Source organism: Pedobacter sp. ISL-64, assembly GCF_018613605.1.
Classification (GTDB): domain Bacteria; phylum Bacteroidota; class Bacteroidia; order Sphingobacteriales; family Sphingobacteriaceae; genus Pedobacter.
The window spans coordinates 126,591-140,266 of record NZ_JAGGPU010000006.1; the positions used below are offsets into that span (position 1 = coordinate 126,591).

The window sequence follows — 13,676 nt, forward strand, 5'->3', positions numbered from 1 at the left end:
GTTAAATTTTATTGATGATGATGACTTCGTCTCCTGACCCAACCTTCTCTAACTTGGTAATAGCGCCAGCATTAATTTTCTCTTCTTTAAGCACTTTCCCTGTTCTGGTGTTCAGCACTTTTACATTGAATTTTCCAGATAATCTGCTAAAATCGAGATTGATGGCATTTGCAGAAGCGTTATACAAAATATAAGCTTTGCCCGGGTTTTCTAAACCATATTGTTTTGCAGATTTATCTGTGGGTAAAAAGGGTTTCATCGAAGATGCCGCGGTTAAAATTGAAGCATCAATTCCATCGACATTGGAGAGCGAACCTCCTCCCATTAAAATTGCCCAACCGAAACTGTCAAAACTATCGCCCGAATAAATCACCGCTTTTTCGGGGAATTTATTTTTATACACTGAAACGGCATGATAAACTTCTTCGAAAGATGTTTTTTTAGGTTTTAACAAACGTGCATGCTGACGTGGCGCCAAACTTAAACCACCTTGTGGCGCATAAGCCGTTCCATCGGCCTGGTAATGCCAGTACCTGATATCGATCAGATCAACAACACCAGCACGCTTTGGATCAGCCAAAATCGCATCCTGCACATCTTTGGTTACACTTAAGCCAATAATTGGGTGTTTACCTGTTTCTTTTTCCCATTCTTTTATGGTATCGATCCAGAACTGAACAAAGTGCAACGGACCGGTGAATTCGGCACCGATTAATTGGATAACGCCTGTGTTTCCATCAAAATTCTCTAAACATTTTCTGATATAAGCTTTATGGATTGCCTTGCGGTGTTCGTTGCTGATATCGTAAAATTGCTCGGCCATAAAAATGCGCTTGTCGCCAGCATACGGCACTGGTTCTGGGAAACCTGTATTGTTGATATTGTTTGCGGTACGCCAAGGGAAATCAGCATAATGCGCCCCAGCCTCGATAATGTTGTGTTGAAAATAGTTCTCGTGAATTAAAACTAGCCCTTTTTGATCGGCCAGATTAGCAAATTGCTTTAACCTATCCCAATACCAAAGGTTGTATTTGGTAATATCATATTTGCTCAAACCATCCCAGGCTTTATCCTGTCCGCTACGAGCGAAAGGCAATTCATAAAAAGGTGCCCAAACTTCGCCATCCATACGGCGGATGCGTTCGTGATCATCTCTTCTTCTATCGTACCAAAGGCCATAATTGTGATCTAGCACTTTAACCTGACCGTTTTTCATGGCATCGGTCATCGAATCCAGATCATCTGTTAAACCATTACCTGAACGACCAGGAACGAAACGTGTGATATGAAACTTGGTATTTTTTAATCCATACGGACGGGCGCTTCCGTTCCACCAAGGCACATCCTGACGACCGCCGAGAACGATTTCGCTGCCACGAACCAACCAACCATTTTTGATGCCCATCGCACCCGCAAGAGCAGGTTGAATAACTTGATCTAAGCCGATCTTATCAATGCTCTTTACCGAACCGGCATCTGTCGGGATTCTATTCCTGTCAGATGCTGCATCAATATATTCTGAGACGGTTAAGGCAGGTTTGTAGGCCAATTTTGTCAGTTTTAATGCAACATCTACAGGCGGACTGCTTGATGCTTCCGTTTCAACAGGTAGCACAAAATTCCTACTATCTGCTTCACTTCCCAATCTATCTTTTAGTTGGGCATAATATAAGCTTCGCGGCTGAATCTGTTCGTTCGACATATCCCAATAGCCATTTCCGGCAAATTGAGACCAGGTTCCAAAAGCCCAGTTTTGAGCCGTTGGGGGCTGAAAATTATCAACCCTTGCGGCACTACATTGCCAAAAAACACTATTTGCAGCACTCCAGCCAGCACCTTGCCCATCCTGTCCGCGGTTTAAATAACTCAACGCTTGTCCATCAATATTTACGATATCGAATAAAACGCCTGATGCCCAGCTATCAATTGCGCCGCTAAAACTGAAAGGCAAATAAGACTGACACTGTACAAAAACATTGGGGCCTGGAGTACAGAAACCTACTGCAAAGTCATGGTAGCCATATTCTGAGTACAACCTTTGGAAAAGCGTTTGCTGACCGGTTGTTAAAAAGGTAAAACGGCGCTCGCCACCGATTTCGGAAATTGGAGCTAACGATTTACAATCTTCAACAGTAATCCTTTTTGAAGTTTCCAAAACATTTACTGCAGAACCTGCAAAATGCTCAAAAACCACCTGACGAACCCAGGCATCTTGTACGTTTTCTAAACAGATAGCTGTCCAACGGTGGTATTCGTCTTTAATATTTTCTTTATGATAATCTGATTCAATTTTCAGATTTTCAATACCTGTTTGCACAATTCTTCCACCCCATTTATACTTCGAAACAGTTGCGCCACCATATTTAGCATCTAAAGCTGTTGTAATTGGCACATCGAAAGTTATTGTATTGCCATTTATGGCGATAATTTTTCTATCCCAATGAATATCCCTTGTTCCTGGTTTCCATCCCAAAGCACTTTCTCCACCACCGAACTCGACCGTTTTAAGGGTTTCGATCCATTCTTTAGTTGATGGCCTGTTAATAATAATCTGATCACCTACTTTAAATCCATTGGCATTAGACAGTGTAATTTTATTTGCATTAACGGGCACATAAGGATCAGTAACCGCGATTGCCTGTTCTTCTATCCTGTTTTTTTGACCTATAATCCTGATTACACCAATCCGGTCTAAACCAGTTGCAAAGATCTTCGTACCGTTTTCGCCCATTCCACTTCCACGGAGCACCACTCCAGATGCCGACAACCTTAATGTTCCTGCAACTTCATAAGTTCCTTTTTCTAATAAAACGGCGCCACGTAATCCATCTTTACCGAGCGGTAATTTCGAAACATAATTAATTGCTGACTGAATCCTGAAGGTGGCATCGCCCTTTGAAACAGGAACAACGACCTTTATTGTTGCATTAGGAATGGCTTTTTCGCCTGCCATGTAACCAGCATAAGAAAAATCGGGAATCCGGTTTCCATCTGTATCCGGTGTATAAGCCATTTTGCCATCCTTCCCTTTAAAGATAGGTTTTGGTGGCTCTACCGGTTTTGTTTTTTGGGCAAATGAAAAGTTAGTCGCCAAAAGTGCCATTACCAAAAATGGTAAGGTTTTTAGTTGTATAACTTTTAATATGTGGTTAGTTTTTGGCATATTTTATTTTTTTGACCACAAAGGCATTGAGGATTTCTCTCTCTTGATCGTCATTTCGAGCGGAGTGCAACGCAGTCGAGAAATCTATTTGGATAGATCTCTCCATTCCGCTTCGCTTCAGTCGAGATGACGATTCTTCTTAAGGTTATCAGCCTGTCAGCTTTAGTCTTTTTTCTTTAACCTTTCGCAGGTCTCACTTTATTGATATCCACCAAGCTATTTAAATAAACTTCGATATTGGCATAACCTGATTTCGAAATTTTTGAGGCATCCTTAGCATCTTTCGGATTTAGTCCGTTTTTTGTTTCCCAGGCATCTGGTATTCCATCATGATCTGTGTCTACATAAGGTTTTCCTTTATATTCAGGATAGCCCCCAACTTGTGCAATATCGGAAATAATGCCTTTTTTGTATGAATCAGCAGGCAAACGGCGTTTTACATAACTTTGTTGAGCTGGAAGTTTCCCATCCTCAACATGATCAATTTTACCAGTAGTTACCTGCCTGATGATGCGTTGATCAACAGCGTCTCTAACAGGAAGAGATGCACCAGCATTGGCCAAAACATAATCATAAGCTTTTTTGGTATCAATGATGGATATTTTCGCCATTGGCAAAGGTTTATCCACTTTCATCGAATCTAATAATTTTTGTTTATCTCTTTTGCTTTCAGGTTGAACACCACCATCCCAATTATTTTTGGTTACCTTTTCGTTTCCTTCTATAATATTTCCGGTTATATAAGCTTTACCAAATTCGTTGGCAAACTTTTTATCTCTGCCCGATTCAGGTTTTAAGATACGATAAGAAATCGGTTCCCCTGCAGGGGTAATCGGTCCTGGTTTATAATAGTTGTTAATGAAACTATAAAATGAGGCATTATCGCCACCATCGGCACTCCTGTTCCACCAATTGAAGATGACGTTATTGGCAAAACCAAAATCGCCATACATGCCAACAGATGGATTCCTGCTGATATTTGATGCCCAAAGGTTACGCATAAAGGTACTGTTCAAACCACCAATTGTACTTCCGAAAGCATGGTTATAGGTATCTAAAGCCTCAGAAAAGATCGAATTCTGAATGGTAACGTTTACTGTAGGTAATTTTACAGGTTTAGAACCATCTTTTGGATCGTAAACATGGCGGTAAATCGACATATTTTCATCTAATCCCCAACTTGCCGAAACGTGATCGATAATAATGTTTCCTACAGGATTTCCGCCAATGGCATCATCTCTACGGGTAACATCGGTTGCACCACGACGGAAACGCATATAACGGATCACTACATCATGGGTGTTAATCCAAACTGATTCGCCAGCCACACAGACCCCATCGCCAGGCGCACTTTGACCGGCAATGGTAATATAAGGAGCACGGATAATCAATGGCGTTTTTAATTTGATGATACCAGAAACGTTAAAAACAATAATTCGGGCACCTCCCTGCTCGCAGGCCTCACGTAAAGTTCCGCTGCCAGAATCTTCAAGACTGGTTACTATGTAAACTTTTCCTCCGCGGCCACCAAAAGAATAAGCACCACCACCTTCAGCACCCGGAAAGGCCACTGTTTTAGCTTGTGGCAAATCACCTGGTTTTGCTGCCCATGGAATATAAGGTTTACCATGTTTTGCTTCTTCATCTACAATGTGTTTTACTTTTAAAAATTGCAGTTCAGATTTTTCTTCAATGCTTTTTAAAAGCGAATCGGCTTTCTTTTCCATTGCCTCTGGGATTACCGGATATTGTGCAAAAGCTACATTTCCAATGCCACAAAGCGCTATTACGCTAAAAATTGAATTCCAGGTACGCATATTAGTTGGGCTTAACAATTGAAATCGGAACAACACTATTTAAATATACTTCGATGTTCGCATAACCACTTTTTGTAATTTTAGCAGCATCAGATGCATCCTTAGGGTTTAAACCATTTTTAAGCTCGTAAGCATCAGGCATACCATCATCATCACTGTCTTTATATGGTGTGCCTTTATATTCTGGGTAACCTCCAACCTGAGAAACTTCTGTAATGATACCTTGCTTGTATGAATCGCCTGGTAATCTGCGGTGTTCGAACTGAAAAACAGATGGTTTAGCATCAGGATGTACTTCAATTTTACCTGTGGCAACCTGTTTAATTACTCGGGTATCAACCGGATCTCTTTTTGGCAAAGTGGCACCGGCATTTGCCAGTACATATTCTTTAGCTTTTAAAGTAGGGATAATGCTAATCTTAGGCATTGGAAATGGATTCTTAGCTTTCATCGCAGCGAAATATTTACTTGCTTCGTCGAATGACATTAAATTTCCTTTTTTATCTTCCAATTGAACCCCTCCATCCCAGTTATTTTTGGTTACTTTTTCATTACCGTCAATTATATTTCCAGCTACATAAGCCCTACCAAAAACAACATAGGGTAATTTACTGCGTCCAGATTCTGGTTTTAAAATGCGGTAACTGATAGGATCTTTCAGTTCGGTAACCGGACCTGGTTTATAAAAGTTATTAATGATGTTATATTGTGCGGTATAATCGCCGCCATCAGTTGAGCGGTTGTTCCAGTTAAAAACCACATTGTTAGCAAAATTAAAAATCCCGTTCCAGCCAATTGATGGGTTACGTGCACCATTATCTGCCCAAAGGTTACGAACAAAAGCACAGTTTTCTCCACCTAATGTGCTACCGAAAGCATGGTTCCAATAATCTAATGCCTCTGAAAAAATAGAGTTTTGTATCGTAATATTAACCGTTCCCAATTTTTCTTCGGTTTTACCTGTACTATCATTGTACATATGGCGGTACATCGACATGTTTTCATCCAATCCCCAGCTTGCCGAAACGTGATCGATCATAATGTTACCTACGGGATTACCACCAATGGCATCATCTCTACGACCAACAAAGGTTTCTCCCCTTCTAAAACGCATGAAACGAACAATCACATCATGTGTATTTAGCCAAACCGATTCGCCGGCCACGCAAACTCCATCACCAGGTGCGGTTTGACCAGCAATAGTGATATAAGGCGCGCGGATAATAAGCGGAGTTTTTAATCTGATGATCCCTGAAACATTGAAAACCACAATCCTTGCACCACCTTGCTCACAGGCATCACGCAAAGAACCAGGTCCCTTATCGTTTAGGTTTTTAACTACAATTACCCTACCGCCATGGCCACCAAAACTATAAGCGCCACCACCTTCTGCACCTGGAAAAGCCAATAAATCTGATTGTGGTAAATCGGTTGGTCTACCCGCCCAAGGAATATATGGTTTGCCCTGAGCGGCCTCTTTTGCAATAATAGGCTTTGCTTTCTCCCAGGCAATATCAGATTGGTGATAGGCTTCTTTCATCATCGAATCAGACGATTTTTTAATATTGGCAGGAATGTTTGGATATTGGGCAAACGTATAATTTGCGGAGAGTATTAATGCTGTTGTTAGCAACAGATTTAAAATGTTCTTTTTCATTTGTGTTGTTCGTTGGGAAGAGAAAGAAATTACGAAATATTTTTAACTGGCAGAAAAAATCTAATCGCTGATATTGAAAATCGTGGCTCATTTCTTTGTCTATCCTTGTAAGTATTTTGGTTAGAAAGTATATTATCTTTCAAATTTGCATGCAAAAAGCACCCGTTTAATGTATAATTTTGGCTATCTATTGTATCATCTTATCAATTGATAAAAATGCCTGTAACAAATTAAATTCATTCTCGCAGCCATGTTACAAGATAGGAATAAAATTCATATATAAATGTAACATTCTTAAATAAAAAAAAAGGAAACAAATTAATGTCCCCTTTTCCAAACCAAATATAAAAAAACCGGGGCGGTGAGCAAACCGCCCCAAGATCTTAGTTCATTTATTTTAATGGATCGAACGCCCCGCCCCAGGTGTTATTTTGGACAAGGTTAATATTGTTATTTAATGATACTGTTGGAATACCGAAAAAGTAAACTCCAGGCTGATAAGCAATATTGTAAGTATCAAGTTGTTTGGTTGTTACGGTAAAACTACTTGCATATAGTGCATCCAGATTGGTATTGGCAGAAGCATCTCTTGTTCCTAAAATATAATCTGTTTTTGTACCCGTATTTTTAAGTGTTATGGTAACACCTAATCTTCTCTTTCCGTTTAAAGTGCTTTCTAATAGTTTTCTGCGCCTTAAATCCCAAAAGCGTTTACCTTCAAATGCAAGCTCAATTTGTCTTTCTTTCATTATGGCTGCAACTAACTGGTTTCCGCTCAAACCAGCTGTTAATCCATACAAACCATCAGCACCTGCTTCTATGCCAGCTCTTTTTCTAATATTAATTAAATTGTTATAAGCTTCCTGACTTTGGCCCGTTTCGGCCGCACATTCTGCCAGATTTAGCATTACTTCAGCATATCTGATCTCTATCCAATCCGTACCCGCATTTTGAAAAGTAGCCAATGTTAAAGCAGGGTCTATTCCTTTTCTTAAATACAAGCCCGAAGAAGTGGCGCCTGATGGCTCAGTAGTGGCCAGTACATTTTTATCATTTGTATAATAATAAGTCCACAATCTATAAGATGAATTGCCCGCTAAAGGCCAATTACATCCGTTGTAAGCAATTGTTTGATCAAATCTTGGATCTCTGTCTTTATAAAACGTGCCCAGACTATAAATATATTTTGATGCGCCTATATCCTTTCCATCCTTCATCGGAAACGCCAAAGCCATATCCCAGGTAGGCAGATTTGATCCACCCGTGCTTCCTATATATTTTGGAACAGTTGCATTGGGATAGGTATTATTATTCTGCCCGATATCGGTTGTTCCTGTATTATAAAGTGTTGCAAACACGGCTTCTGGATTGCGTGGGGTACTTCCTCCTGCACTTCCTTCTGTTGTCCACATGCTTGCATCAAATTTAGTGTACAGGCCAAAACCATTTGTAGATAGCGTTGCTATTGCCTGCGTATTTGCTGCATAAGCATCTTGCCATCTTGAAGAAACATTACTTGGATTAAATTCGGGAGAGGCAAAAGTTAATAGCACACGCCCTTTAAAGGCTTGAGCAGCACCTTTAGTGATGCGGCCGTAATCATCATTTTTTGGCCATTTTACCGGAATATATTTAATACAAGAATCTAAATCCCTAACAATTTGAGCAAAAGTTTCGGAAGTTGTGTTACGGGGCAAAAGTGCCGCTTTTTTAGCATCTTCGCCTACCGCATCCAATGGTACCAACACCACGGGCACGCCACCGTATAGTTTTACGAGTTCAAAATACCTGAAAGCTCTCCAAAAATAAGCCTGTGCATTAAATCTCTTTTTCATTGCCGGATCTAGTGTACCTGCATTAACATCTCTGATGAACATGTTGATGGTTCTAATCTTCACGTAGTTTCCAGCAGTATTCGTATTACCTAAATCGGTTACAGACTCAATAGTCGCTGTACCTTTAACAAAAACATTATCTCCATATTGCTCTTCTGAAAGCGAACTAACTGAAGCGCTAAAGCCACCAACGTTGCCAAACCAGGCCGGTTGATTTTGGCTATAGATATAATCGATGCTTAATTTTGTTGTGGTAGAATCGTTATAAACCTGATCGGCAGTAAAACTACCTAAATCCTGTTTTTCGAGCACTTTTTTACAACTGCTAAACAGCAATGATGTAGTACAAGCTGCTAAAATTATGATATAAATCTTTTTCATGATAATTAAAATTAAAGGCCCACGTTTAAACCGAATGAATAAGTTTTAAGCGATGGGTATGTACCTACTGGACTGGCGAAATCTCTATAATTCCCTGGGAATGGATTTATAAACTGAACTGGGTTTGTGGCCTGGGCAAATACCCTTAAACTTGATATACCTACTTTTTCTATCCATTTTGTTGGGATGGCATAACTTAAATTTGCATTTGTAATGGCAAATTGGGTTGCTGGCACCAACCAAAAATCAGTACTTTCATAAATGCTTGAAAAATATGGGTTAGGATAAGCTGCGTTCGTATTTGTGGGTGTCCAGTGATCTGCCCAGTATGATGCTCTGTTGGCATATACTGATGGACTTGTTCCACTTGGTTTTAAACCACCGATACTGGTGTAACCACCCCACGAAATCCCCATTACTACATTTAAGCTTAAACCACTATAGCCAGCACTAAAGTTTAGCCCTAAGTTATTATGGTTATTCTGCCTTTTGGTAACAAATTGTCTGTCTTTGGTATCAATAACACCATCACCGTTTACATCTTCAAAGTTGATCATACCAGGCTGCAGAATATCGTTTAAGATTTTAACCTTTTTTGGATCGTTTTGCACTGCCGATCCGTTGATTCTTTGTGCAATAATTGCATCAGCTTCTGCCTGTGTTCTGATAATACCGAGAGATTTATAACCAATATATCCTCTATCGCTAGAATAGCCCGTATTATCGTCAATGGTACCCAATTGTGCACTAGAAACATCGTATTTGATATTTTTGTTGTCGAACCAGGTATAAAATGGAGTAAAACTATAGTTAAATTTTCCAACCTGGTCTTTATAGCCTACGCTAATCTCGTAGCCGAACATATTGGCTTCAGCAAAATTTTCGGTAGGTACCGCTGCACCAATGGTTGCAGGTACTGAAGATGTTAGTGTAGATAAAAGATTGTATCCACGTGTCCAGAAATATTCTCCAGAGATGGATAATTTATTTTTAAGCAGCCCCATATCAAAACCATAATTCGTTTTTAAATAACTGTCCCACACTACATCTCCATTTGGGATTGCAATATTGGTTTTGATCGCAATACTTCGGTCAATTTCGTTAAACACGGCACCACCACTGCTTCCTGTGCCTAGATTGTACGATGCCAGGTATTGATAAGCTTTTGTTGCATCTGTTCCAGTTAAACCCACTGATGCCCGCAATTTAAACAGGTTTATGCCCAGAAATTTATCTTTAAAGAATTTTTCCTGAGAAACTACCCATCCAACAGATGCCGCTGGAAAACCGCCCCAGTTTTTGCCAGGAGCAAATCTTGAACTACCATCTCTACGATATACCAATTGTAATAGGTATTTGTTATCGTAATCGTAATTGATACGGGAAATTAAAGACTGAAATCCTGTTTCACTTACCTGTCCGGATTGATTGGAAGTTTGTGTTCCAACAGTAAAGTTTTGATAAGGTAGTCCACCTGCCACAATTCCTTCTGCCTGTGCTGCAACGCCTTCTGACGAAAGCTCTCTTTGCTCTACGAGTGCAATGGCTGATATATTGTGTTTACCAAAAGATCTGTTGTAATTAAAGCCAGCATTTAACTGGTAACTATCTGCAAATACTGGATTAAGCCTAATCCTATCACCATTCTTTATTGGGAAAACGCCTTGGAGCACTCCACCGGGAATATGATTGTTGGCACCTGTACCTAAATATTTATAATAGTTGAAAGTAGTTCCGTACTGTTTACCATTAGAACTGTTGATGTTCTTATTTATTGTAGCGGTAGCGGTTAATCCTTTAACGCCAGGAATTTCGTAAGTAACCTTACCCAGCATATTCATCACATAAGACTTTGAACTGGTAAAATTATCTGAGTTTTGTACTAAGAAAAAGTTGATGTTTTCTAAACCACCAGTATTACTTGCGCCTAAAATTACAGGATTTCCGTTGATAAAATATTCAGACCAAGGATTAACATTCTGTAAAGTTGCCACGTCATTATCCAAACTTTCGGAAGTGCTATTAAGCTTGTAATAGTAGCTGCGCGATGATGAAACATCGGTACTGATTGAAGCGGAAACGTTTAACCTTTTCGAAAGTTTGGCATCAATACTTGCCCTTAAACCATATTTACTAGAATTAACCCCTTTAAAATTAGAGTTTTGAGTGATGTAATCTCCACCTAAAAAATAAGTTACCTTATCGCTGCCACCACTAATATTTAAGGCCTGGCGGTAAATGTTAGAGGTTTGAAAGGCATCTGCCAACCAGTTATGGTTGTTTGCGGAGAAATAATCCAATTCATCTGGAGTATAATAAAGTGGCTGACGGGTGGTTTCTGCTACATTGTTAACTACTTTAAAACCATCAGCGTTGATAAAGTTATTTACCACCGTTCCTGCAGATGTTTGCTGGTAAACCTGAGCGTTCAAATAATCGTTAACAAAATTACCTAACTGTATACCCGACATCATGTTGGGTAGTTTTGTTGCATCGTTGAAACCTACTGAACTGCTGAAATTGATTCGCGGAGCACCCGTCCTTCCTCTTTTGGTACGAACAATCACAACACCGTTAGCGCCAGAAACGCCATAAATCGCGGCTTCTGCATCTTTTAAAATCGAAACACTCTCTACCACATTTTGATCCAATAAATCAAAGTCGGCTTGGGTTCTAATCACATCATCGATTACGAATATCGGATTGGTACCTTGCTGGCTGTCTTTAGAGTATACAACAGGATTACGCACAGTTATGGTAGTACCCTGTCCTGGTCTTTGTGCGCCTCCAGAAACAGACAAACCAGGTGCAGAACCACGCAATGCAGCACTTAAAGATAGCGCAGGTACATCTTCAATACTTTTTATATTAACGGTAGAAACTGCTCCCGTTAACGTGACTTTCTTTTGTGTACCGTAGCCCACCACTACAACATCATCTAAATTTTGGTTATCAGAAACGAGTTTTATGTTGATTGTTGTTTGTGTGCCCACAGGTATGGTTTGTCGGGTATAGCCAATGTACGAAAAAACCAATACATCACTGTTCGATTTTACCTGGATGGTGTAAACACCGTCAGAATTGGTGCTCACATTGCTGGGAACACCTTTTAAACTTACGTTTACCCCCGGGATTCCCTGCCCATCAGCCTGATCGACAACTTTACCCGTAATCTTTCGCTCTTGTGCAAAAAGGATTGTGCTTGCCAATAGCATAAATAGCAAGGACAAAGAAATTTTGCGTAAAAATTTTAAGTTCATCTTATTATTTGGTTAGTTTTTAATTCTATTTAGACAATTTACCGTCTGCTTTTAATGTTGTTATCTCTTCAATGATCAAAAGTTTTCAACCTTTAATCAACTGAGCAATTATAGTATCGTTTTAACTTTTATAAATGGAGCGTATTAAGAGAGCCGAGAAAATAGATGTAAAAAATTATTTCATAACAAAAGAATCAACCCAGATTTCTAATAAAAAAAAATCGATGGTAATATGGGATGTATTGGCTCATTTTTTTCTTTGATCTTGATATTTATTCTGGTTAGAAAGTATATTATATTTCAAAATTGCAAGCTTTATATGGCTATTTTTTATAGAATTTTCGCTTTGTATTGTATGATATTATCATAACGAAAAAAATAAATCCTATAATTCTTTATCCAATTTCAAATTGACAACACAAGGTAGGAATAAAATTCATATATAAATGTAACATTCTTAAATAAAAAAAGAGAACAAATTGCTGTTCTCTTTTTTTATTTAAGACTTACAAATTCTGACGGGGATTAGCCGCCCAAAAAGCATAATTACCTTTGAATTTTTATGCTCACATTAATAAAAGGTCTTTTCTGTAAATCGGAAGTAACTGCATTTATATATAACATACCGTATTTACCTTCAGGCGTAAGGAAAAACACCGCATTACCTGCCGCCAAACCATTAGCTGGAAGCGTTTGAGTAGTTTCGTTAAAAGTAATTGCTCTTGCTTTAGCCAAAGTCTCTATAGAAGAGCCAGAAATTGCCGTAGTCAGAAATGCATTGGCTTGTCCGGTAACAGGCTGACTAAATTTAGTGGTTCTTTTAGGACTAAAGCCACTAATATCATAAACAGTTAATGGATTAGTAGCAACACTTGGAGAATATAAATTAACTACCCAGGTTGGGGTTTGAACCGTTGAATTGGAGCCTGGTTTTCTATATATACCAAAATCTATTTTCCCAGCATTAGCTGATGCATTTGTATAACTAAAACCGATAGCATCTGTAAGTGATAAAAAGCTTGGTAGAGATTTTGCAACGGTATCTGGCAAATAAACATCTCTGTTGGCATAAATCATAAAACTTGGATTTACATCAACTGTTACTTTTTTATATCCATCACCAATGAATACCCCCTTTTCATTCAACGCACAGATACGATAGCTTTGTTTGCCATCACGAAGTGCGGCTGCTGGAAAAGCAGTGGTATTTGGAAGTTTAATAATTGCTGAAAAGCTTCTGCGTTGGGCAGGATCGGTAATGGCAATCGTATAACGTGTAGCCTGTTGTGTACCTGCAGAAACCTCAAACACGTAAGAATACATATCCTCTTTAGCAGAGTTTATAGTAAAATCAATCCATACCTCTTCTTTGTCGTTAATTACTTTATAATCAGTAACACAACGAGGATCGCTGTTGTTGAAAGTTACTGTTACGTCTTCGAACATGTTAAAGATGTTGGCCGATTCTTTTTTACAAGAAGCAAAAAGAATTAGGCATAACCCGATGAGTAACTTATTAATATATCTAGTTTTCATTATTTTAATTTTTAATCAGATCAACTG

General features: G+C 39.1%; 6 protein-coding genes. All 6 read right to left on the reverse strand.

The window, feature by feature from the left end; genetic code table 11:
* Position 1: 1 nt before the first annotated feature.
* On the reverse strand, positions 2–3,163 hold the full coding sequence (locus tag J7E57_RS08575) for a DUF6298 domain-containing protein (RefSeq protein ID WP_215127044.1): 3,162 nt from the start codon (positions 3,161–3,163) through the stop codon (positions 2–4).
* Between the two features lie 176 nt (positions 3,164–3,339).
* Positions 3,340–4,980: a polysaccharide lyase family 1 protein gene (locus J7E57_RS08580; RefSeq protein ID WP_215127046.1), complete on the reverse strand. Its 1,641-nt coding sequence runs from the start codon at positions 4,978–4,980 to the stop codon at positions 3,340–3,342.
* Position 4,981: 1 nt separating this feature from the next.
* On the reverse strand, positions 4,982–6,637 hold the full coding sequence (locus J7E57_RS08585) for a polysaccharide lyase family 1 protein (protein WP_215127048.1): 1,656 nt from the start codon (positions 6,635–6,637) through the stop codon (positions 4,982–4,984).
* 392 nt (positions 6,638–7,029) lie between these two features.
* Positions 7,030–8,853, reverse strand: a complete 1,824-nt coding sequence (locus tag J7E57_RS08590; protein ID WP_215127050.1) for a RagB/SusD family nutrient uptake outer membrane protein — start codon at positions 8,851–8,853, stop codon at positions 7,030–7,032.
* An 11-nt stretch (positions 8,854–8,864) separates the two neighbouring features.
* Positions 8,865–12,113, reverse strand: a complete 3,249-nt coding sequence (locus tag J7E57_RS08595; protein ID WP_215127052.1) for a SusC/RagA family TonB-linked outer membrane protein — start codon at positions 12,111–12,113, stop codon at positions 8,865–8,867.
* Between the two features lie 546 nt (positions 12,114–12,659).
* Entirely contained in the window at positions 12,660–13,649 is a 990-nt protein-coding gene (locus tag J7E57_RS08600) for a hypothetical protein (protein WP_215127054.1), read from the reverse strand.
* Positions 13,650–13,676 lie beyond the last annotated feature (27 nt).

Coding starts and splice junctions, on each gene's coding strand:
- J7E57_RS08575 (WP_215127044.1), bottom strand. CDS start 3,163: ATGCCAAAAACTAACCACATATTAAAAGTTATACAACTAAAAACCTTA.
- J7E57_RS08580 (WP_215127046.1), bottom strand. CDS start 4,980: ATGCGTACCTGGAATTCAATTTTTAGCGTAATAGCGCTTTGTGGCATT.
- J7E57_RS08585 (WP_215127048.1), bottom strand. CDS start 6,637: ATGAAAAAGAACATTTTAAATCTGTTGCTAACAACAGCATTAATACTC.
- J7E57_RS08590 (WP_215127050.1), bottom strand. CDS start 8,853: ATGAAAAAGATTTATATCATAATTTTAGCAGCTTGTACTACATCATTG.
- J7E57_RS08595 (WP_215127052.1), bottom strand. CDS start 12,113: ATGAACTTAAAATTTTTACGCAAAATTTCTTTGTCCTTGCTATTTATG.
- J7E57_RS08600 (WP_215127054.1), bottom strand. CDS start 13,649: ATGAAAACTAGATATATTAATAAGTTACTCATCGGGTTATGCCTAATT.